A 23,473-nucleotide genomic window follows, 5' to 3' on the forward strand; every position below is an offset into this window, starting at 1 on the left:
GCTAAGGTGTAATCACGCTGTGTGCGCTTAGGCCTTTGATTACTTGAAGTTGTCATAAAGAAATCCTCTTTATGTCAACGTATTTTAGGACGGGACATAGAGCAAAAAAAAAGCCGCTCTAGGAGCGGCTTTTTTCAAATACGTCAGCGATTACGCTTCAGCAATGATGATCACTTTGATTGAAGTGATAACGTCAGAGTGAAGTTGTAAGTCGATGTCATACTCACCAGTTTCACGAAGAGTACCAGTAGGTAGTTTAACTTCTGCTTTTTGTACTTCAACGCCAGCTGCAGTGATTGCATCAGCGATGTCACGAGTACCAACAGAGCCAAATAGTTTACCTTCGTCACCAGCAGGAGCTGCGATTGTAACTTCAGCAAGCTCAGCAACTTTTTCAGCGCGTGCGTTAGCAGCAGCTAGTTGCTCAGCAATTTTCGCTTCAAGTTCAGCACGACGTGCTTCGAACTTTTCAACGTTGTCTTTAGTTGCAGGAACCGCTTTACCCTGTGGGAAAAGGAAGTTACGAGCGTAACCAGACTTAACAGTCACTTGGTCGCCCAGGCCGCCAAGGTTGGCGATTTTATCTAGTAGGATGATATTCATCTTAGCTAACCCTTATATTCGCCAAATTACTTGTGTGAATCAGTGTACGGAAGCAACGCAAGGAAACGTGCGCGCTTGATCGCAGAAGACAGCTGACGCTGATATTTTGCGCTTGTACCAGTAATACGGCTAGGGACAATTTTACCGCTCTCAGTGATGTAGTTCTTAAGAGTAGCGATATCTTTGTAATCAATCTCAGTCACACCTTCTGCAGTGAAACGGCAGAACTTACGACGTCTGAAAAAACGAGCCATGGGTGATCTCCTTAAGCGTTGTCTTCAGTGGTTTCAGTTTTCTTTTCCGCGCGATCTTGGCGAGGAGCAGAATCGTCACGACGCTCACGACGAGGCTCTTCTTTCATCATTGGAGAAGGCTCAGTCACAGCAGTCTTAGTGCGCATAACCATGTTACGTAGGATCACGTCGTTGAAACGGAAAGCATTTTCCAATTCATCAACAGCTTCTGCAGACGCTTCAGCATTGATTAGTACGTAGTGGGCTTTGTGCAGCTTTTCAATTGGGTAAGCCAGTTGACGACGGCCCCAATCTTCTAAACGATGAATCTGACCACCGTCTTGCTTTAGGATTGTGGTATAACGCTCGATCATACCAGGTACTTGTTCACTCTGATCAGGGTGAACCATAAATACGATTTCGTAATGACGCATTATAGCTCCTTACGGTTGTAGCCTCGACAGTACAGCCGACTGTATGGAGACAAGGAACGAATTGGGATGGCTGTAAGGGCGCGCATTATACGCAGCAGTTACTAATTGCACAAGCATTAATCACCTTTAGAACAATCATTTGCCCTTTCCCCAAACACTACGCTCAGACATTTAATCAAAATACTGTTTATTTATACAGTAAAATACTGTACAGTTTTTGTGTCTTTAATAAACAGGGGACCTACCATGGCCATTACCACACAGTATGTTGTTACGCACAAAGGGGTAGAAAAATTGGTAACTACCGACAAAAAAGAAGCCGATCAGTATGACAAAATGCTCGATGCAGCAGATAACCTTGCTGACTACATTCATGCGAAGGGCATCAAGCTAGACGATAGCGTAGTGGAAGAGCTCACCATCATGCTGTCTAAAAACAAAGATAAAATCAGTAAGATTTTCAAAGGCGCTACCGCAGAAAGCGTATTAGAAGATGAAAGCGCAGAAGTGGTAAAGCTACAAGCTAACGGCTGATAATTTAGGCGCGCCTCTCTTTTGCGTCGTTATGATGAGCAATTAATAAGAGCAATTGCCGCTTTAGGCTGATGAGATCTGATAGCATAGCTATACGCAAAAATGTTATTTGATAACATTACCTCAACGCGGCAATGTGTTTTCTCTGGTTTTTAACTGGGTGAACAGACGTGTCGCTTTTGCTAATGTGAACATAAGACGTAAATACAGGTCGGGCTTAGCGTGAATACCTTCAATAAAAACAATAGCACTCACTCCCAGCGCAATGCAGTAATTGAAGGCCGCAGCGCAGTGACTGAAGAGCGCAACACAGCGATTGAAGTTAGCAATTTACAGTTTTCGTACACCAAAGAAAGTGCCCCCATCATTGACATTAAAGCGTGGCAAGTTTCGCAAGGTGAGCACGTTTTTCTCTCAGGGCCTTCGGGTAGCGGAAAGAGCACATTGCTCAATTTGCTGTGCGGAACATTAACTCCAACTCAGGGCGACATCGCCTTATTAGCGCAGCCTTTCTCCGCATTATCGAACCGACAGCGGGACAAGTTTAGAGCACGCAATATCGGCGTTGTTTTTCAACAATTTAATCTTATTCCCTACCTTTCTGTGGCACAGAACATTAATGCGGCGGTGTATTTTGCAAGTACAAACGTCAGCAAGACAGCATCAGACGCAAAGCTTCGTCATTTACTGGACAAGCTACAGCTGCCTTCTCACGTGCTGCATGCGAAAGCTGACGCATTGAGTATTGGTCAGCAGCAGCGCGTTGCCATTGCCAGAGCACTGATTAACGACCCACAATTATTAATTGTCGATGAACCTACCTCTGCCCTAGATACCGATGCCAGAGATAGTTTTATGTCGCTGTTAAAAGACGTTGCAGGTGAAAGCACCATGATTTTTGTTAGTCACGATAAAGCCATGGAGAGTTATTTCGACCGCCACTGCAGCATGAGTGAATTAAGCCCAAGTACAAACCACATAAAAACGCGAGGCGATGAGGCCACAAAAGCACAGGAGCGTGCGTAATGCTAAGTACCATTGCTATTGAAAGCTTAAAGCGCAGGAAAACAACGGCAATCCTCACACTTTTAAGCATTACCATCAGCATTAGTTTACTTTTGTGCGTGGACGTTATTCGCACCCAAGTTAAAACCAGTTTTACGCGCACCGTTTCTGGTGTAGATCTTATTGTTGGCGCACCAAGTGGACAGCTTAATTTACTCCTGTCATCAGTGTTTAATATAGGCACTCCCACCAAAGGTATTGAATATAAAAGTATTGCGGCGCTTCAATCTAACAAGCAGGTATCGTGGCTTATCCCACTATCTTTGGGTGATACCCACAGAGGTTTTAGAGTAGTAGGTACGACCAACAGCTTTTTCGACCACTTTAAATACGGTGATATGCAATCACTTGAAATGGCAGCAGGCTCGACATTTACGCAGCCACTGTCTACCGTTATTGGCGCAGATATCGCCAAATCATTGGGGTACAAGGTAGGGGATAAGATTATTATTTCCCATGGTCTGGGTAGCGTATCGTTCAACAACCATGATGATCACCCTTTCACTATCTCAGGCATAGTTAAGAAAACCGGTACGCCCGTAGATAAAGCCGTATACGTTACCCTACAGGGACTTGAAGAAGCCCACACAGGACCTAAACATTCGCCCACCTCAATGTTAGGCCGTAAATCTGCTGACAAGGCGAACGAGCATGAGCATGAGCATGAGCATGAGCATGAGCATGAGCATGACGAGCATACAAAAGAACATGCAGTTTACAATAGCGAAGCGTTTACGCCTGAGTCAGTATCCGTGGTGATGCTGGGGCTTAAACATCGGGTAACTGCACTGCAGCTTCAGTATCAAATTAATCAAAGTAAAAAAGAGCCGCTAATGGCTATTCTACCGGGCATGGCACTCGCAGAACTTTGGCAAATTATGGGAAATGTTGAATCGCTATTGCTTGGCCTTTCCGGTCTTATCGTCATCTGCGCGCTTATTGGGCTTGCGACTATGCTGCTAGCAACGATGAGGGAGCGTTATCAAGAAATCGCCGTTTTACGAACTATAGGCGCAGGACCGTTTACCTTACTGCTACTCATACAGATTGAAGCGATGCTGCTTACGATTGTGAGTGCCGCACTGAGTTTAGGCTTGGTAGCTGGGCTTATGAGCGCACTAAAACCTTGGTTAAGCAGTACCTATGGGTTGTTTTTAAGCAGCCCGCTGTTTGGACAAAGCAGTGTTATTATCATTTTACTGATACTGGGGTGCACATACTTGGTTTCACTATTCCCCGCTGTGGCGGCCTACAGACGCGGCCTACACGCGGGACTAAACGCGAACTCATAAATACCCATGCCTACAGCGTTGTTTCGGGTTTTGTCAGCTTCTATTTAGCCCCACATCTGTGCGCAAATAGGCAATAGGTCTTTTAATGGAGCGAGCTTAAGCGAGCTGGAGTGAGTATTACTCTCCTACTCACTTATCTGTACTGAAACGCAATATTAGCTCGTGAACCTGATTAACCGTTGCGCGCAAATCGTGGCTTGCTGCAAGCGATGCTTCAGATGAACGCTGGGTTTCAGACGCGCCGTCAGCGACTTCTACTAACTGCTGGTTAATATGCTCTGCCACCGTGCTTTGTTCTTCTACCGCTGAAGACATCTCTACCGTGGCATCAGCGATACCTTTCACTGCATTGTTAATTTCAAACAATGCACCTCGGGTTTCTTCTACTATAGCGCTGCCGTGCTCAGCTGAAGCTAGCCCTTCCGTCGATACCCTTACAGCTCGATCAGAACGCTCAGCCAATTCATTAATGATGTTGTGGATTTTATCGGTCGATTCGCGAGTTTTCGAAGCTAAAGTACGAACCTCATCGGCAACAACCGCAAAACCTCTTCCTTGTTCGCCAGCCCTTGCAGCTTCAATCGCAGCATTAAGCGCTAACAGGTTAGTCTGCTCAGCGATGGTCGAGATGATATTGGCCGCTTCGCCAATATCGCTGGTTGACTGAGCCAACTCTGTCACTGTGGTAGAAATAGACTCTACCGCCTCGCGCAACGCTACGATCGCCTGCATGGCTTGTTCTGCTTTTTGGTTGCCTGTCTCTACATTGGATGCCGCTGTCCTTGCGCTCTTTGCGTTACTTTCTACTCGTTCGGCAACTTCTTGAATCGCTTGACTCATTTGTGTTACCGCAGACGCAATTTGCTGTGTAGCTTGATTTTGCTGAACAACCGCGGCACTGGTGCTTTCTGCTTGCTCATGCGTGGTGTTAGCAATTGATTCGAGCCCCGCTGACGCATCTTTAATTCGGGTTAATGCCGTGCGATTTCTGGCAAGTTCACACCCCAGTGCAAGTTTGGCTTGGCTTATGTGAGGGGGGTCTGGGAAGTAGGTTTGTGCCACCGTTTCATTCGCGTAGCTTTCTGGGCTAAGAGAAAGCAGCGCGCCCCAGTCTTTTCTTGTCTTGGCTTCTTGAGCAATCATTAAAACTATAGCTCCAAGCAGCGCAATGCCAGCCGCAGCGGCGCCGTGGGTAAATGCAAAAGCTATTACTAAGACAGCACTTATCAGCAACGTAGGCGCCAGATGCATTAGGTTTTGAGCTAAGCGCGACATTGGTGATACCGCTGACTTTCCTTGCTGCATTCTTGCATAAACACCGGAAGCACGCGTTATTTCATCATTCAACGCTGGAACTCGAACGGACTCATAGCCGACAACGGTTTTCCCCTCGTACACAGGCGTTACGAAGGCCGAAACCCAATAATGATCGCCATTTTTTCTTCTGTTTTTAACGAGACCTAACCAGCTCTGCCCAGATTCCAAAGTACGCCACATCTCTTTGAATACGGGGGCTGGCATATCTGGATGACGGATAACATTGTGGTTTTTACCAATGAGTTCTTCACGAGTATATCCGCTCGCCTCTACAAATTCGCTATTGCAATGCTGGATAACACCGCGCTTATCGGTCGAAGATATCAGGCGATGATGTGCTGGAAACTTATATTCTTTTTGGGTAACTGGCTGATTGTTTCTCATTCGGTGCTTTCTCCATGTAGCAAAGCAACCATCCGTTAATCGTAGGAAATGTTGCTTACCTCCTAAGACTAGAACATAAACAAATTCTGTCTAGCAGGAAGAAAAAATTAGAGAAATTCTATATTCTATCAGCTATTTAGGAAAGCAATTTATACTTTGGGCTAGAGGTAACAAAACGGTAACGCGCGTACCCTTTCCTTCTTCGCTAGTGATATTTATCTTTCCGTTGTGCTCTTCAACAATAGTCATGGAAATAGACATTCCCAACCCTGTTCCCTCGCCGGGTGGTTTAGTTGTAAAAAAGGGCGTGAATATTCTATCCAGTGTTTCTTTCGACATACCGATACCTTCGTCTTCTACGATAAGCATGGCGTTCTTTTCATCTTTTTGTACTTTTAGGGTGATAGACTTTCCTTCTGGGGTAGCATAAATAGCGTTGGTTACGAAATTAACCAATACCTGCTGAATTTGCCCTGCGTTACCAAGGAAATAAACGTCTTTGTCCGGTACTTCTAAATTAACTTTGTTTTTGTACCTGTGCAGGTTGTTCGTTAGCTTGATAACCGTATTCATAGCTTCTACAGCGCTTATTTGCGTATGCTTTCCTGAGCCTGGATACGAAAAACTTCGCAGCGCTTTTACAATTTCAATAATACGTTCAATGCCCTCGTGAGATTCATTGAACATCTCTGTAATTTCGCTCGCACTTTCTTGTAATGAAAAGCGCTTTTCAAGCGCCTCGAACTGCGACTCTACCTCTCCACCAGCAGTGCGACAAAGCTTGCCTATTTCTTCTAACGCGTGTTGATAGTCGCTAAAAATTTCTTTTGCAACCACCGTATTGCTTCGAACATAGCCGATAGGGTTATTGATTTCGTGTGCTATACCCGCAGCAAGTTGCCCCAACATCGTCATCTTGTCTGCACTAACCAGCCTTTCTTCTAGAAAGTCTCTGTCTTTTTTAACCGAACTCAATTCTATTTGCCGACTGGTGAGCTCAGTTTTTTGTTCTGGTAACGAGACGTAATGTTTAGATAATGTTTGGAGGTATCAAGAACGTGAAGCGTTTCTTCTTCTAAGTGATCGTCTTTGGTAAGTAACACGAGCCAAGCGAATTCGCCGTCTGCCATCTCATGCATGAAGTGAAGTAAGCGCGCCTCTTTTTGAGTGTCGGGTCGCTGAACTGCAGTAACACACCAATGGGAGTAACTGTCCCTTAAGGAAAGTGGTGTTTCAAACTTAATCAATTCGGCAAGCTCTGGGGAGCTACGCCAACCCTCTTCATAAGTAAGTACTTGGTTATCTTCGCCCACTACTAGTTCATCATTTTTCACAATGAATGCTTTTCCACAATGGGCACTACTAAATTCCACCGCCGATTCTAAGGCAGAGAATATAAAACTTTTACCTGGCTGGGCATTGGAAAGCTGTGATGCAGCTCTGTTGAGGTAGAGCAGCTCTCGCTCTCGCTGCTTCGAATCATTTAGTGCTTTTCTAAGCGCTTGGTTTGCTAGATAAGCATCTTGAGAATAGGTTTCTAAGAAAGATTCTGCGTTTTTACGCGCAATTTTTTGACGCTTAAGTTGTCGCGCTAACGAGTTAACGCGGGCTTCCAGCGCAAGAATACGCTCGTGTTCGGTGGAATACGATGTTTCACTCACCAAGAAGCCCTCCATTTAAATCGCCGATAAAATCTCAGAGCGCCATGCGTCTCAATAGGGCCTATCGAACCATAGAGTTCTACGGCCGCTAATTAACTAGCCTATCAAGTAGAGTTAGTACTCTCTCACTGGCTTGTTCCATTTCCATAAGCTTAGCATTTGCCTCAGCGTTGTTGCCATTTTGTTTAGCTAGAACGGCAGCGATACCGCTACTATGCACTTTTGCATGCGGCGCTTCAATCTCTCTGAATGCCGTTGTCTGGCCAATCGCTTTGTTAGCATTGTCGCTATACCACTGCCCAAGGCGGCAGTTCTTATGATCGCCAAAGTCCGCTACAGATTTATTGCTGTAACCGCACAGCACCGCATAAACCTCGGCCTTCCACACTACATGATCCAATTTTACTGTTTGAATGAACGTAGCAATTGCGCCTTCGCTAATAGTGGACTTCATACTGTCACAGTGTTGTACCATAACTTCGTAGCTGCCATTTAGCTGATTAATGCCGGTCCCTAGCTGCTCATTGTTACCGCGCAGCTCATTAACACCTGAAACCGCTTTGGAAGTAGACTGAATTATACCGTTCACCAGCTCAGATACTTCTGTTGCTGATTTGTTGGTTTCTGTCGCCAATGCGCGTACTTCATCAGCAACAACACTAAACCCGCGGCCTGCATCGCCTGCTCGCGCAGCTTCGATAGCAGCGTTTAGCGCAAGTAAGTTAGTTTGATCAGAAATACTCGTAATAGTAGTAACAAATTTATTAATGTTATCTGCTGTTGTTGATAGCCCCGATATACGTTCACTCATGCTGCCCATTTGGACATTAAGCCCGCTCATGTCGGTAACAATTTTGCTTAACGTAGTAGCGGAGTCACTAAAGAGCTCATGAATATTAGCCACTGACTGATTCTCAGCGTCAATACGCTGATAAGTGGTCAACACCGTTTCACGAATACCTTCTAATTGACGCATACCATCAATAATGCACTTCATTACAACGGAATCGTTCGACGATGCGTGCTGGCTACTTGCAGCCTCAATGGCATTAATGAGCTCACTATTTTCTGCCTCTAAAACGTCAATTTTGTCTAAGGCTTCTTGCACTCTTGCTTCTAGTTTACGTACTTGCGCTTCTTTTTCTTCGTATTTACTGCGAGATACAAACATGTGTGGTTACCGATATGTTTTTTATAGAGTTATTTTGTTCAGATTAACAGATATCCAGACCATTTAACTATTAGTCTGAAGTAGCGTTATGCATTGAATATCGGCAGATTTTCTAAATTCGATACATTTAAAACGACGCGTCCAGTTTCTTATCTAACGTTACGAAAAGTGTAAGTACCCTAAAATGATGAGTGCTAACCATAAGGTTTCTGCGAAAATCATAATTATTGGTCGCACACCAACATTGATGAGCTGACCCAAGTTTGATTTCATTCCAATCGCGGCTATGGAAACGATGAGGAAAAAACGTGAGATTTGACTCCCCATCTCTACAAGACTTTCAGGTAAAACAAAGAAGCTGTTCACGAGCATCATCATTACGAAGCCGACTAAAAACAGTGGTATTTTAGGACTGTTTGTTTGGCGGCTTTTGATACCAACAGATAAGGTTTTTGCTACGACTAACACCATAATCATAACTACTGGAACTAGCATAGCCACCCTAACAAGTTTAGTTAGCGTCGCCATATCACCTACTTCCTGAGAAATCGAGTACCCTGCCCCTACAACTTGCGCAACATCATGAATAGTGCCACCTAGAAAAATGCCGGCTTCACTGTCTGACAGGTTTAGCTGAACAGCGATAATAGGATAGAGTACCATGGCGATTGTAGACATAGCGGTAACGCCAATAACGGTAACTAGTGTATCTCGCTCATGGTGCTGGCCTTTGGGTAGAATGGTAGATATAGCTAATGCAGCGGATGCGCCACAGATGGCAACTGCGCCTCCTGTTAAGGCACCTAACTGCCCTTTTAACCCAAAAATTTTAGCGAGGCCAATTCCAAGCAAAATAGTCGTTAAAATGGCAAAGCACAATAAGCCCAGCGTATCCCAACCCAGTGCCGTTAAATCTTCAAGTGCGAGCCTTAAACCAAGGAGTACAACACCTGTACGTAATAGAGTACTGGCACAGAAATCAATCCCTTCGGTACTTGGTGAATCGGCTCGATAGAGGAAAGAAACAGCCATTCCTATCAGAAGAGCAAACAGCATGGCAGGGGAACCGTAGTGATCGCTGAGAAAAAGAGCCGCCAAGCCGGTTATGACCGAAACGCTTACTCCCGGGAGAATCGCTTGATATCTAATATTCATACTTTTATTTGTTAATTATAGTTATTGCTTAAAAGGCCTATCACTACAATAGCTTGATTTTCGTAGGCCTCTAGAGAACGAATCCCTACTCTCGCCAGAGTTAAACGCAACTTATATCTCTTCGTGCTGGTGTTCATGAGAGTGGGCGTGTAAATGGTCATTATCATCACGACATGGCTCACCCGGCAACTCAAACTCTATCGTGGTATGAGCAAGTTCAAAGGGGGCTAAACGCTCGTGAACTTCCTTTTTGAGTGCTCTCAGTTTGTCATTGTCTATTGCACAGTTTATTACCACGTGTGCAGTAAGCACGTGCTGCTCTCCGTCAAGCGACCAAAAATGTACATGGTGAATTTCTTCAACGTGCTCGATTTTCAAAAGCGTGTTGCTAATAGCATTCCTTGTAGCCAAGTCAGGTACGCCCTGTAGAAACAAAGACATGGTCTGCACAACATACCGAACAACATTGACCAAAATAAATAGCGTAAAACCAATAGATAAAATTGGGTCGAGTATAGGCCATTCAACAAAATGGAGCACAATGGCTACTACCAGTACCGCTACCCACCCCATCGTGTCTTCAATTAAGTGCCAGTTAAGCACCTTTTCATTCATCGAATGACCGCCGTGGAGTTTATAAGCTGCAAATCCATTCACGACAATACCTAGGATCGCTAATCCAATCATACCCTCTGTAACGGGCATTTCGGGGTTAGATAAACGAGGGATGGCCTCAGACAACACCCAAATTGAGCCAATCACCAAGATAACGCCGTTGATCATAGCTCCCATAAGGCTCAGCCGTTTGAAGCCATACGTATACTTTTCGGTAGATGCTTTATTTCCGAGCTTACTTAAATACCACGCCAGACCTATGGATAGAGAGTCTCCTAAATCATGAACAGCATCGGCCATTATGGCGACACTGTTAGTAAGCCAACCCCCGATGAATTCAATAATAGTAAAGATGAAATTTAGCCAGAACGCCCATCCAATGCGTGTGGAATCTGTGCCTAGCGCTTCAGCATGCGCACCGTGGTGATGGCCGTGATGCTGACCTTTATGATGATTAGAGGCGGTAGTGCTGTGATTGTGGTGATGCATAATAACAACTCACATGAGATCGTATATTGAGCTTAACGTGATGTGTACCCAGGTGCGAACAAAATATCGAGCACAGGTCATTAACAAGTCCCTGAGATAATTTGTAAATAGTGAGTGAAACAAGCACCTTTAAATTTTAACCCACACTCTAATACAACCTTATCTTATTGTTTTACTTGAAAATAAACGAAAAACAACAAAAATAAGACCGACAGCCAAATGTTAATTTTTTGAGAACAGTATTGATCTTTATGTGTCAGTCGCTTAATGTAATGTAAGCGCTTTCAAACAGCCATTTTTATTTGACCTAAATTGTAAGCGCTTACAAAAAGCTTTTTACGTGGCATTTGCCACTACATAAAAACCCAATTTCTTTAGATCAGGGCTGAAAACAATGACGAAAAAAGCATCTCAACTTTCGCGGATAGCTGCCGCGATCTCAGTCGCAACCCTATTTGGCTGTGGAGGCGGAGCAACCACATCTACAGACATCGACGTTGTTGATCCTGCGGCACCCGTTTCTGACTGGGAGCTGGTATGGAGCGACGAATTCGATGGGAACAGTATTGACGATGACAACTGGACTCACGAAGTAAACTGCGACGGTGGCGGCAATAATGAATCTCAGTGTTATACCGACAGCGAAGACAATTCATTTGTGTCTGACGGTAGCCTAAAAATTGTTGCTCTACCCGCGGAAGAAGGAGCGCAAAAGCCTTACACGTCAGCCCGTCTAAACACGCGCTACAAAGCAGACTTTAAATACGGCCGTATTGAAATGCGTGCTAAATTACCCTCGGGCCAAGGCAGTTGGCCGGCGTTTTGGATGATGCCTACTGATGAGGTTTACGGTGGCTGGCCTCGTTCTGGCGAAATTGACATCATGGAAGCCGTAAACCTTAAAGCACTAGATGCTGACGGCAATCCTGAAAGCCATATTCACGGCACCCTTCACTATGGTCAAGAATGGCCAAATAACGATAGCTCAGGCAAAGCCTACTCGCTTCCTGATGGAGCGAATCCAGCAGACGACTTTCACACCTACGCCGTTGAATGGCAAGAAGGCGAAATTCGCTGGTACATGGACGATTACCTTTACGCTACGCAGCGTCGTTCAGAAGTTCGTTATAACGCAAACGGTGACGCAACTGGACTTTCTCACCGCGGCTGGTATGCGGAATACTTTGAGCAAGGCACAGGTGAGCTAACCACTCACTGGGACAACGCGCCATTCGATCAAGAATTCTACATTATCCTTAACTTTGCAGTAGGTGGCGACTGGCCAGCTAACGTAAACGAAACGGGTATTGATGCTGAAGCGTTTGTCGAAGGTCAGACTTACGAGGTCGATTATGTTCGAGTGTACGAATGTGCATCGAACCCAGACACCGGCAAGGGCTGTGAAACTGTTCGCCCAGGTTACAACTCACTAGACGATGCATTAGTGGAAGGCGAGGCGCCTATCCCTTCACCACCGTCAACCGGTGTTGCACAAAACCTTACTATTTTCGACGGAACACCTAATCCAAACTGGCCTGCGTGGGACTGCTGCGGTGGTTCAACACCAGCACTTGTAGAAGATGCCGAGCAAGGACAGGTTTTCGAATTTGCTATTAATGAAACACCTACGGTAATGGGCTTTATCAGTCGAGCTCAATTCATTACCGACCCAGAAGGTGAAGCGTCTCCGTTTGATGCGTCTCCAATGGAAGAAACTGGCAGTGTTAAATTCGATCTGAAAGTTACATCGCTGCCTGCAAATGCGACAACTAATTGGCTATTTAAGATTGAAAGTTCTGAAGGTTCAACTGCCGCAGAACTTCCACTGATGGACGGCTATGTAGGACCCGCAGACACCGCTGGTGCTGCGCCTGAACAGGGTGTGTGGGAGTCTTACGAATTTCCACTTAGCGCGCTTGCAGCAGCAGGCTTAGATACAAGTGCTATCGATGTCATCATGGTTTTCCCTGCGTGGGATACCGGCAATGGAGCAGTGTATCGCATGGCTAACGTAGAAATTTCGCAAGAAGGCGGAGCTAGCTACCCAGAATTAGTCATCTTCGAAGATGGGCAAAACCCTAACTGGCCTATGTGGGACTGCTGTGGCGGCTCTACCCCTACTGAAGAAATGGACAACGAAGAACACGGTCTAACTGCAGAATTTCGAATTGGCGCAGAACCGACTGTAATGGGCTTTATCACGCGTCCTGAATCTGGCGGCGGTGACACCCCGTTCGATGCTACAGCACTTACCGACGGTGGCTTATTGCAGTTTGATATGCGCGTAGTGAGTGCGCCTAGTAACGCCGAAGCATCTTGGATATTCAAAATCGAGTCTAATGGCGCATCTACTGCTGTTGAATTGCCACTTTCTGATAGCGTTGAGGGTCAGGAGCCTGTGGAAGGTGAATGGCAAACCTACACATTTACTATTTCAGAATTGCAGGCACGTGGTTTGGACGTAAGTGCTATCGACGTCATTATGGTTTTCCCAGCTTGGGGCACAGGTGTAGGCGCGGTTTATCGCTTAGACAATGTGAAATTTTACCACCCTGATAGCGGCGAAGATGCGTCAGGTGCGGGCATCACACTCTTTGCTGATACAGCAGCTGAACAATGGTCAATCTGGGATTGTTGTGGTGGCTCAACGCCAACTGAAGAAGTAGACGACGCGGAACACGGCACAGTAGCAGAATTTCGCATTGGCGCTACACCAACGGTGATGGGTTTCTTAGCTGATGAAACCGTATCATTCGATGCTTCATCACTACTTTCAAATGGCGCGATTAAGTTTGAAATGAAAGTAAGCTCAATGCCTAACGACGCCTCTGCACCTTGGTTGTTCAAAGTAGAGTCCATTAATGTCTCTTCTGCTGTTGAACTTCCAATGTCGGCCAGCTTGGAAGGTGCTGATCCGGTTGAAGGTGAATGGCAAACATACACTTTCCCACTACAAACCCTATATGACGCAGGCTTAGATATCAGCGCTATCAACGTCATCATGATGTTCCCAGCATGGGGGCAAGGCGAAGGTGCAGTTTATCGCATCGACAATGTAGAAATAGCAGCACAGTAACAAAGCAAATGCCGCTTTAGCCTTTAAAGCGGCAGTGACCAATTGATAAGAATTAGTAGGGCAATTATGAAAAACACACCATTTAAAAAGACCCAGCTTGCCACATCAATGGCTTTGTTGATGGGCTCTACCCTAGCTCTTCCCTCTTACGCACAAGAATCAGAAGCGGTAACACCGGCAGAGGGCGAAGTTGAAGTTATTCAAGTAAGCGGTATTCGCGGCAGTATGATCCGCTCTATGGATTTGAAACGCAGCTCAAGCGGCGTAGTAGATGCCATATCCGCTGAAGAACTAGGTAAATTTCCTGATACCAACCTGGCTGAGGCACTTCAACGCATTACAGGTGTAAGTATTAGTCGTTCAAACGGTGAAGGTAGTGAAATTACCGTTCGTGGTTTTGGTCCTGAGTTCAACCTAATTACCCTGAACGGTAGACAAATGCCGGGGACGGGCTTTACCCGTTCCTTCAATTTAGCCAACCTTTCTTCTGAAGGTGTAAACACGCTTGAGCTTCAGAAGACCGCCCGTGCAGAAAATCCCAGCGGGGGACTAGGTGCAACGGTAAACATTATTACCATGAAGCCGTTGGCGCAATCAGGACAAAATGCCACGTTTTCAGTGAAAGGTATTTACGACTCGTCTAACGAAGCGGGTGATGACGTAACCCCTGAAATTGCTGGTGTCTACAGCAACACGTTTGCCGATGACATGTTTGGATTTGGTCTGTCATTCTCTCACCAAGAACGTGACTTTCAGCAGCAAGCGGCAAATATTCAAGGCTGGCAGCTTCAAGAAAACGCTGCACTACCTGACTTAGACCCTGAAAATGTGGTTGATAACCGCACCAATATTACCGACGCTGCGTTCTTCCCTAAAGACATGAACTACAGCATTACTGACGTTCAGCGTGAGCGTTCAAACGCCCAAGTTACTTTCCAATTTCGCCCAGTTGACGATTTTACGGCAACGATAGATTACACTGCAACACGCGCCACTACTGGCACCAACACAGTGGGATGGGGTATTTGGAATAACTTTGGCGCTAATATTAATGCGTACGAATTAGACGAAAATGGTACAGCAGTCTATGCCGATATTAGTGGCGACGACGGCTCGTTTACTGCCAGTCGCGAAACCACGCGAGTTGACGCGCGTTCAATTGGTGTAAACCTAGACTGGGTAGTGTCTGACGATTGGCATTTCCGTCTGGATTACCACGATTCTTACAACGAGATTGATAACGGTTATGACAAAGGTTTGGGTAGCTCTGGTCAAATTATACTGGGCTCAAACCAGCTTGAGTCAAAAGTTTACGACTACAGAGCAGGCGAGATTCCACAAGTTTATGTGAACTGGAACAACGGTACGAATGAAATCTTACCTAGTGAAATTGACTCTAACTTCAGCCAATTCATTTACTCACCAGGTCGCTCTGATATTGAGCAACTGCAGCTTGACGGCACGTGGTATAACTCAGCTTTCGACATACCACTGGTTAAAATTGACTTTGGTTACGCCCGAACAGAACAAGCATTGACGGGTTTTGAAGCGTGGAGCGGACTACGCGGTGGCCCGGGTTTTAGTCCATCTTTCACAGAAATTTTCCCAGACAGCATGTTTATTCGCAATGACACATCAGGCTTCCTAGACGCTTTTGACGGTGGCGGCGCAGGCATGAATCCGGGTTACTATTACACCTATGATTTTGACGAAGCCATTGCCCGTCAACTTGCTTTCATTACTGGTGATGTCGTTGGCGAGAGTAACGCTTACTCTATCGACCCTTACTTCAGCGGTGCGCCTTCTGTCAGTAACGTAGAGGAAATTACCGACTCTATTTATGTTCAGTCAGAGTGGGACTTCGAGGTCGGTGATTATTACGTGCAAATAAATGCTGGTGTACGCTACGAAGAAACAGAAGTGCCAAGCTCTGCGGAGGTTCGTGTACCTGTGCAGGTAAATTGGGTCGCAGCTTCTGAGTGGATCACGCAGTTTGAAGACGAGCTACAGGTGCAAGACTTTACTGGCGAATATGACATTTTATTACCCATGTTCGACGTAAAAGTAGATGTGACGGATGACATTGTTGCGCGTTTCTCTTGGGGTAAATCAATTACCAGAGCGCCGATTGGCTTGCTACAAGGTGGCTTGGCATTCAGTGGAAGCCCTAAAATTGGCGCGAGAACCGCATCGGCGGGTAACACCAGCTTGCTACCGTTCGAGTCAACTAACTTAGACCTTTCATTTGAGTGGTACTACGACGAGTCGAGCATGCTTGCCGTGGGTTTATTCAGAAAGTCGGTTGAAAACTACATTACAACCACAGGTCAAGATCAGCAGTTCGAAGGTTTACGTGACATCTATCAAGGCCCTCGCTGGAACGAAGCCGTGACCGCATTAACGGCAGCTGGTGAGCAAGCCACCGATAGCGCTATCTATAATTACTTTATTGATAACGGCTATGCTGACGAAAACGGTGTGGTAACCCCTAATGCGGACGACCCGTTAATTACCTGGCGTACCACACAGCCTGGTAATTCCAGCGATTCAAAAACGGTTGAAGGTATTGAGCTAGCTATACAGCACACGTTTGGCGACACTGGTTTTGGTTTCGGCGCCAACGCAACGTTAGTTGACGGTGACGTTGAATACGATCCTTACAACCTGAACGAGCAAGACCCGCTAGTAGGTATCAGTGACTCCGCCAACTTCCAAGTGTTTTATGAGAAAGAAGGCCTTTCTGTAAAAGTGACCTATGCATGGCGCTCAGACTATGTTGTGGGTATTGGCCAAGCACAAGGTTCTTCAGATAACCCAGCAACTCAGTTCGACACCTTTGGTCAAGTTGATGCCAGCATCAACTATGATGTGAATGAGCACCTAACTGTCTTCCTAGAAGGCGTAAACATTAACGACGAAACAGAGCGTGGCTACGGCCGATTCGAAGAGCAATTCTTATTTGCTCGTCAGTACGGACCTCGCTACACGCTTGGCGCTAGATATACTTTCTAAGTTGATAGAGCAATAATACTAAGGGCCTTTTCAGGCCCTTTTTTGTTTTAGCACGCTAGAATTATCAAACATTTCTTCCAATATTTGATAACCTCACTAGACAAGCTCAGGTACGAGTAATAAAAGAAGAAAGCGAGTGAAGTATAAGAAGTGTATTAGCGTACTAGTGCTATTTTTGTTGGGAATAAACAATACCTTCGCATCTGACGATGACAGATATTTCCAAGCGTATTCCCAAATTATAGGCAGTAAACCCGACAGTGAAGAAGAGTTAACGGCATTAGTCTCTGACTCTGATGTCTTATCTGAACAGTCATCTCTTGCATCTGTTTACATTGCTTTACTGCAATCTATGCTTGATCATCCCACGGAATTCGAAGAGTACAAACTTGCCCCGAAAGACCACTTAAAAGATATAAAGCGTTCACACCCAGCGTTGTATTTCAGACACAACATTCTGTCAGCTTATAACCTCGCCATTCAGGAAAAGTGGCGTTTAGCCCATAGCACTATTGACGAAGTAATAGCGTTTGCCAACAACAATGACACTGAGCTTTACTTTGACGCTATTGCGACTAAATCCATTTTTCTAGCGAGAATGGGACTAATAAGAGCATCCCTAAACTCAGGCGCGAAAGTGTTAGGCGAACTGCCTTCATTAACCGAAAAACGCTTCTTTGGAGACGGTGCAATAGAAAACATGGAGCTTGAGATAGGGCTCAATATGTCTTACTTAGGGGAGAATAAGCGTGCTTTAGAATTGTGTTCTCGTGCAGAGACCTTTTTTTATACTAGGCCTTTGTCTAGCCCCCATCGGTATTACCAAATTGCCCTAGACTGCCAACGAAGAAGCCTCGAGAACTTAGGTCGAATAGATGAGGCTTTCGACATGCTCGAAAAATACACCGAATACGCTACATCCATTGAGGACTGGAATACCTACACCTATGGACTAGTTTTAAAAATTGAATATTTCTATGCTCTGGGCAAAGTAAAAGAGGCGCATGAATTAATTGAAAAAACTGAGAGTTTCATATCCTTACTACCGACCTCATACGATACTAACACTTATCAAATTTCTCGGTTCAAAGCACTAGTAGAACAGAGTGAGTTTGAAAGAGCTAACGCGTTGTCAGCTTTAATTATCGACAACTTGAGTGACGAGTACAGCTCACCCGATTTACATTGGGCACAATTCAAATCTATTCAGTCTTCTCTTTTCGAGCAGCTGGGGAACAAAGAGGCTGCCATTTCAGCATTGCGAGACAGTAAGAACTTTTATCAATCTCTTTACTATCAAACTGACGACAGAAAAGAACTGTTTAGCGACTATTATGAAAGTGCGTTAGCTGAGCGAAAACTACAACTGTTAAAACAACAGCACGAATTATCTCAACTGGAACTTGCAAACAGCAACAGAATGAATCTAATTCTTACTGCTGGGGCGCTGACTTTATTAGGACTTTTAGCCCTCATTAGCTATCTATATGCTGTCCAGCGAAGGTTGAAAAGAGAACAGGAAACATTAGCGACCGTAGATACGCTCACAGGCGTTCGTAATAGAAGAAGTTTACTCGGCGCAGTGCAGTTAGAGCTAAATGAAGCAAAGGCGTATAAAAACGACTTATCTTTGGTGTTAATCGATTTAGATAACTTCAAAGAAATCAATGACAACTATGGCCATGAGTGTGGGGACGATTTACTCAAAGCCTTTTGTGAACACGTTTCCAAGTCCATTAGAAAAACAGATACATTTGGACGTTATGGTGGAGAGGAGTTCATTCTGTGCCTTCCTAACACGTCGGCTGCCGAGGCTAAAAAAGTTGTTAACTCTATCCTTGATAGTTATCGAAAAGTGCGTATTTCGCCAAATATCAGCGCACAAACCTTTTCTGCTGGCATTGCGCAGTATCAAACAGGGATTGAAACATCGAATCTCATTAAGCAGTGTGACGAAGCACTTTATGTCGCTAAAAAGTTTGGTAGGAATAGAGTTTGTATTTTCAGTCAGGATGACTAAGAAAACCAAAGAATTGAATGCCAATAAGTCGAGTGTACTACAGTATTAGAGTCATCAGACTTTAACACTGTAGTAACTAGTTTTAGCTACGGTCACTTGCGCGTTTCAAGCGACTGTTTTCGCTTATCCAACATTACTCGGTAACGGGCGTTCCGTCCTTGTTAAATTTCGCTATTTCGGCGCCAGAAGACTCCCACTCTTCCTTTTCAGCTTTAGTGGCTTTGGGTGAGAACCAACCGACATAGGCGTAAAATATTCCTATTAGGGGCGCCGTCCAACATGCAAAGGCAAGAGGGATGTACAGCAGGTTTTCTAAGTTTGCGCCAGAAATACCCAGGCCAAGAGCAGATATCACAAACGCACCACCGGCATTCCAAGGGATGAGCGGAGACATTAACGTGCCCCCTTCTTCAATGCCACGGGACAGGTTAAGCGTGGAATAACCCATGCCTCTATAAACGGGTGAATACATTCTTCCCGGCAAGGCTACCGACAAGTACGGGTCGCCAGCCACCAGATTAGTAGAAAACGCCGTACCAACCGCTGCTATCTGTGTACCAGCAAAGGTTTTCGCTTTGCTCTTTATTGCATTGATAATGCTTCTTAGACAGCCTGTCGTTTCTAACGCTCCACCGAAACCAAGCGCAATCAATACCAATGAAATAGTCCACATCATTGACTGAACGCCGCCGCGATTAAGCAAACTATCTATTTCAACAATATTGGTTTGAATGGCATATCCGTTATTTGCATAATCGAAAACGGCTTGCAGACTCTGACCTTGCATAAACATGGCGAAAGCTCCTCCCACAACCGCTCCTGCAAATAACGCAGGAAGGGGGGGAATTTTCTTTAAGGCCAACCCCATAACAACAAGCGCTGGCAATAACGCCCACCCCGTAACGGTAAAGTTATCTTCTAATGCACTGGTGATACCTGCAATTTTTGCAAATGAGACGCTCTGAGCATCGATAACGAAGAAGCCGACGCCAAGGTAGATCAGAAATGCGAGCACCATGGCAGGGATTGTCGTTGCCATCATATTCTTGATATGTGAAAACACATCGGTACCTGTAACCGCTGGAGCAAGGTTTGTAGTATCCGACAGCGGCGATACCTTGTCTCCGAAAAAGGCGCCTGAAACTACTGCTCCCGCCGTCCAGTACTTGGGGATATCGAATCCTTCACCGATACCCATTAATGCTAAACCAACGGTGCCTACGCTGCCCCAACTTGTGCCTAAAGAAACTGAAACGACTGCACAGATAACCATACCCGCGGCCAGAAAAATTTGGGGAGACAGGGTCTTTAACCCGTAGTAAATAATGGTGGGTACCGTACCGCTGGCTATCCAAATACCTATGATCATCCCTACAACAATAAGTACACTTACCGACGGCAACGCAACATGGATAACTTTAAAGATTCCTGCCCGCACTTCTTCCCACGTTAGACCAAGATAAGTACCAACAAAACTTGTTAATGCTATGCCAATGGCAAGCGGTATATGAGGCTCAAACACGCCGAAGTAAAATATCTGGGTGCCGAGGATTAAAAGCGTCAATACAACAGGTGTTAACGCAAGTAAGAGACTTGGTGTTGCACGCTGTTCATCTGTCATTTTACTACCCTGTAATTTTCCCGAATGACAAGGATGAATGCAGGACGGAAACACGTCTTATCTACTTTCATCTCACCAACGATTGTTGTTTATATTACAGGTTGGCTACGGGATGAACTGCATAATAGATCGATAAACGGAAGGCTCAAGGTCGGTGCAAACAAAAAAAAGCCGCCAGTTTTTGAGGTTGGCGGCGTTGTTTTTTCTAGTAGCGTTGAGAGCTACTTACTGTTTAGTTTTGGCAACTTATACTCGCCGATTTGTCAGCCTCAGGGGTAAACTGAATATCTGCCACACTCAAGCTAGCCTTCCCTGAACTTCCCAGCTCAAACGGCACAACAAGGCCGGTAAAATCGATACCTTCATTAACAAAGCACTGTAGGTCAATACTTATGTTTGTCCATGTGTCAGCTGGCATTGCCTTTAGCTGCTCGCTAATATCAATTTGAGTTGAACAGCTGCCCGCTGCGTCTCCCTCGCCTTCACAGTTCATGCCTACGGTTACAGGTGCATTTATGTCTGAGTGACGACTAACGTTAAAGCTTAAGGCACCATGCGTAAGTAGTTGCGCACTTAAATCTTCACGGAAGAAGCTCTTGCTTGCAAAACGCATAGCGGCGAACTCGGTGCCATCGAAAGTGATTTTACGCGCATCTTCCTGCACTTCCTTATCAACCGTACGATAAGTAATGGCTCCAACAGTATGCGTGCTTGCGTTCACTGCCAGAGAATCATCACCAGAGTAGAGCCATAATACCCAAGGTGCCTCAACCGAGCCCTTTAGAATTTCCATCGGCTTGTTGCTGTCAGTACTCACCTTAATTTCAGTATTTAGCGTATCGCTTAGAACATTGTCATCGCTGTACGTTAAGCCGAAGCCATAAGGCAGCAAAGGTTCATAGGTTTCATCGCCCTTGTTAACGATCTGCTGAGGCTCTGACGGCCAAGAGAAAGACAGCTTGCCTTTAAAGTCCTGCTCACCAAACAAAACGTCTGCCACCGCTGCACCTTCAGAGCCAGGAAGCCAAGCTGCAACAAATGCATCAGATGCATTAAGCTCTGCGTTAACCCACATCGGACGGCCGCTGATAAACACCGACACCACGGGAATTCCCTGAGATTTCAAGTTTTCGAGCAACGCTAGATCCGTCTTGCTACCGTGTTGATAAATTAAGGTTTCTCTGTCGCCATGACCTTCTGCATAAGGCTCTTCACCGAACACCACTATGGCGACATCAGGTTTAGTTTCAAAGCTACCGTCAACCGATAGCTGTACGTTACCACCAGCATTGTCTACATGTGCTTTAATACCGTCATAAATAGAGCTGCCGCCAGGGAAGTCATCGTTGGTATTATTTGTGCCTTGCCACGTAATACTCCAACCACCTGATTGCTTGCCGATGTTATCCGCACCATCGCCCGCTACCAATATGCGTTTGCTTGCAGAAATCGGGAGGGTTTTATTTTTATTTTTCAGCAGTACCAGAGACTCGCGCACCGCTTGCGCCGCCACTTCTCTATGCTCTGCCTTACCAATAAGCGAACGGTCGCCAGATAACGGGCGGTTTGCCGGGCTTGGCTTTTCGAAAAGTCCAGCGCGTACTTTCACTCGAAGAATTCGGCGTACCGCATCATCAATACGCGACATAGGGATGGTGCCGTCGTTTACTTGAGCAAGAGTGTTGTCATACAGCACCTTCCAATCGTTTGGCACCATGAAGATATCTAAGCCTGCGTTAATGGCCTGCGCACAATCTTCGTTGTTGCAACCTTTAACTTGCCCATGACCGTTCCAGTCACCGACTACAAACCCGTCAAAGCCCATTTGCTCTTTAAGTACGTCGGTTAGTAAGTATTTATGACCGTGAAGTTTCTCGCCATTCCAGCTATTGAACGACGCCATAACAGATTGTGCGCCCGCCGTTAGTCCGCCCACGTAGCCTTGGGCGTGAATATCAAATAACGCTTGTTCGCTGGCAACATTGTCACCTTGGTCATCACCGCCAACCGTACCGCCGTCACCTACAAAGTGCTTTACCGTGCTAATTACACGCTGGTCGCTTAAAAAGTCTTTGTCAGCCGCGCCTTGAAGACCTTTAACCACTGAAGCAGCATACTCTCTAACAATGGCTGGGTCTTCAGAATAGCTCTCGTAGGTTCTGCCCCATCGGTCATCGCGAACCACAGCAACGGTAGGCGCAAATACCCAATCGATACCTGTTGCCATGACCTCTTTAGCTGTAATGTGCGCAATCTTCTCTACCAGTTCAGGGTTATTCGCCGCGCCTAATCCAATGTTGTGAGGAAACAAGGTTGCGCCTATAACATTGTTATGACCGTGAACAGCGTCTGTCCCCCACATTGTAGGAATTGTCGAGCCGTCCAAACTGTCATCGATGGAAGCCTGATAAAGCTTTTCTGCAAGTGCTACCCAGTCTTCTGGTGTGGCGTGCTTGTCGTTATTAGGGAATGCACCACCGCCGTTAAGATAAGAACCAAATCCATATTTGCGCATATCTTCTACCGTGATATTGCGAATTTCAGGCTGGATCATCTGCGCAATTTTTTGCTCGGTAGTCATGGTAGACAGAATTTCTTCTACCTTAGTTTCGACAGTAGCGTTTGTTTTAACTTCAATATCTAGTTTAGGCCATACCTCGCCCGCTTTGTTTGGCTGTGGCTCAACGTCATCGACTGAAGCCGTATTTTTTTCAGCTGAACATGCACTAACTAAAACGCCAACCAATGCACCGGTAACAACTTTCGCGATTATACTTTTTCGCATTCTTAA

The 23,473-nt window shown here is 45.6% G+C and carries 17 protein-coding genes; 6 read left to right on the forward strand and 11 right to left on the reverse strand.

All coding sequences use genetic code 11. The features are described from left to right. Nucleotides 1-150: 150 nt before the first annotated feature. From rplI to rpsF, 3 genes are read right to left on the reverse strand one after another with little or no spacing between them, the layout of a single operon-like run. Nucleotides 151-603, reverse strand: coding sequence for a 50S ribosomal protein L9 (rplI, locus tag MHN09_RS16920; protein ID WP_012519953.1), 453 nt, complete (start codon nucleotides 601-603; stop codon nucleotides 151-153). Between the two features lie 26 nt (nucleotides 604-629). Next, nucleotides 630-857, reverse strand: a complete 228-nt coding sequence (gene rpsR, locus MHN09_RS16925; RefSeq protein WP_012519954.1) for a 30S ribosomal protein S18 — start codon at nucleotides 855-857, stop codon at nucleotides 630-632. A gap of 11 nt (nucleotides 858-868) precedes the next feature. Further along, nucleotides 869-1,270 (reverse strand): 30S ribosomal protein S6, encoded by a 402-nt coding sequence (gene rpsF, locus MHN09_RS16930; RefSeq protein ID WP_014951120.1) that lies wholly within the window; start codon nucleotides 1,268-1,270, stop codon nucleotides 869-871. A gap of 246 nt (nucleotides 1,271-1,516) precedes the next feature. On the opposite strand from rpsF, the gene MHN09_RS16935 reads away from it, so the two are divergent. The 3 genes from MHN09_RS16935 to MHN09_RS16945 all read left to right on the forward strand — a co-directional run bounded on the left by MHN09_RS16935 (nucleotide 1,517) and on the right by MHN09_RS16945 (nucleotide 4,161). Next, nucleotides 1,517-1,804: a YebG family protein gene (locus MHN09_RS16935; protein ID WP_014951121.1), complete on the forward strand. Its 288-nt coding sequence runs from the start codon at nucleotides 1,517-1,519 to the stop codon at nucleotides 1,802-1,804. Nucleotides 1,805-2,026: 222 nt separating this feature from the next. Further along, complete coding sequence (locus tag MHN09_RS16940; protein WP_239241544.1) at nucleotides 2,027-2,830, forward strand: ABC transporter ATP-binding protein; 804 nt, start codon at nucleotides 2,027-2,029, stop codon at nucleotides 2,828-2,830. After that, nucleotides 2,830-4,161: an ABC transporter permease gene (locus tag MHN09_RS16945; protein WP_239241545.1), complete on the forward strand. Its 1,332-nt coding sequence runs from the start codon at nucleotides 2,830-2,832 to the stop codon at nucleotides 4,159-4,161. The genes MHN09_RS16940 and MHN09_RS16945 overlap by 1 nt, the downstream gene beginning before the upstream one ends. A 129-nt stretch (nucleotides 4,162-4,290) precedes the next feature. On the opposite strand, the gene MHN09_RS16950 is transcribed toward MHN09_RS16945, so the two are convergent. The 6 genes from MHN09_RS16950 to MHN09_RS16975 form a co-directional block, all read right to left on the reverse strand. Next, nucleotides 4,291-5,862, reverse strand: coding sequence for a PAS domain-containing methyl-accepting chemotaxis protein (locus MHN09_RS16950; protein WP_239241546.1), 1,572 nt, complete (start codon nucleotides 5,860-5,862; stop codon nucleotides 4,291-4,293). 132 nt (nucleotides 5,863-5,994) lie between these two features. Next, nucleotides 5,995-6,837: an ATP-binding protein gene (locus MHN09_RS16955; protein ID WP_239241547.1), complete on the reverse strand. Its 843-nt coding sequence runs from the start codon at nucleotides 6,835-6,837 to the stop codon at nucleotides 5,995-5,997. A gap of 2 nt (nucleotides 6,838-6,839) precedes the next feature. After that, nucleotides 6,840-7,523, reverse strand: a complete 684-nt coding sequence (locus MHN09_RS16960) for a hypothetical protein (RefSeq protein ID WP_239241548.1) — start codon at nucleotides 7,521-7,523, stop codon at nucleotides 6,840-6,842. 88 nt (nucleotides 7,524-7,611) lie between these two features. Then, nucleotides 7,612-8,694, reverse strand: coding sequence for a methyl-accepting chemotaxis protein (locus MHN09_RS16965; protein WP_168532762.1), 1,083 nt, complete (start codon nucleotides 8,692-8,694; stop codon nucleotides 7,612-7,614). Between the two features lie 159 nt (nucleotides 8,695-8,853). After that, nucleotides 8,854-9,849, reverse strand: coding sequence for a YeiH family protein (locus tag MHN09_RS16970; RefSeq protein WP_168532764.1), 996 nt, complete (start codon nucleotides 9,847-9,849; stop codon nucleotides 8,854-8,856). A gap of 111 nt (nucleotides 9,850-9,960) precedes the next feature. Continuing rightward, nucleotides 9,961-10,953: a cation diffusion facilitator family transporter gene (locus MHN09_RS16975; protein ID WP_168532766.1), complete on the reverse strand. Its 993-nt coding sequence runs from the start codon at nucleotides 10,951-10,953 to the stop codon at nucleotides 9,961-9,963. A gap of 394 nt (nucleotides 10,954-11,347) precedes the next feature. Between MHN09_RS16975 and MHN09_RS16980 the strand changes: the two genes are divergently transcribed. The 3 genes from MHN09_RS16980 to MHN09_RS16990 all read left to right on the forward strand — a co-directional run bounded on the left by MHN09_RS16980 (nucleotide 11,348) and on the right by MHN09_RS16990 (nucleotide 19,061). Continuing rightward, nucleotides 11,348-14,029 carry a glycoside hydrolase family 16 protein gene (locus MHN09_RS16980; RefSeq protein WP_239241549.1) on the forward strand — a complete coding sequence of 894 codons (2,682 nt, stop codon included), beginning with the start codon at nucleotides 11,348-11,350 and terminating at the stop codon, nucleotides 14,027-14,029. A gap of 66 nt (nucleotides 14,030-14,095) precedes the next feature. Then, a complete protein-coding gene (locus tag MHN09_RS16985) occupies nucleotides 14,096-17,041 on the forward strand; it encodes a TonB-dependent receptor (RefSeq protein ID WP_014951139.1) in 2,946 nt (981 codons plus the stop codon). 136 nt (nucleotides 17,042-17,177) lie between these two features. Then, nucleotides 17,178-19,061: a GGDEF domain-containing protein gene (locus MHN09_RS16990; protein ID WP_239241550.1), complete on the forward strand. Its 1,884-nt coding sequence runs from the start codon at nucleotides 17,178-17,180 to the stop codon at nucleotides 19,059-19,061. A gap of 133 nt (nucleotides 19,062-19,194) precedes the next feature. On the opposite strand, the gene nhaC is transcribed toward MHN09_RS16990, so the two are convergent. Next, the gene (nhaC, locus tag MHN09_RS16995) at nucleotides 19,195-20,682 is read right to left on the reverse strand and encodes a Na+/H+ antiporter NhaC (RefSeq protein WP_049585654.1); all 1,488 of its coding nucleotides are present in this window, start codon (nucleotides 20,680-20,682) and stop codon (nucleotides 19,195-19,197) included. A 232-nt stretch (nucleotides 20,683-20,914) separates the two neighbouring features. After that, nucleotides 20,915-23,467: an exo 1,3/1,4-beta-D-glucan glucohydrolase gene (locus MHN09_RS17000; protein WP_049585652.1), complete on the reverse strand. Its 2,553-nt coding sequence runs from the start codon at nucleotides 23,465-23,467 to the stop codon at nucleotides 20,915-20,917. Between the last annotated feature and the right edge of the window lie 6 nt (nucleotides 23,468-23,473).

It is taken from the genome of Alteromonas sp. MmMcT2-5, assembly GCF_022348315.1.
GTDB lineage: Bacteria > Pseudomonadota > Gammaproteobacteria > Enterobacterales > Alteromonadaceae > Alteromonas > Alteromonas macleodii.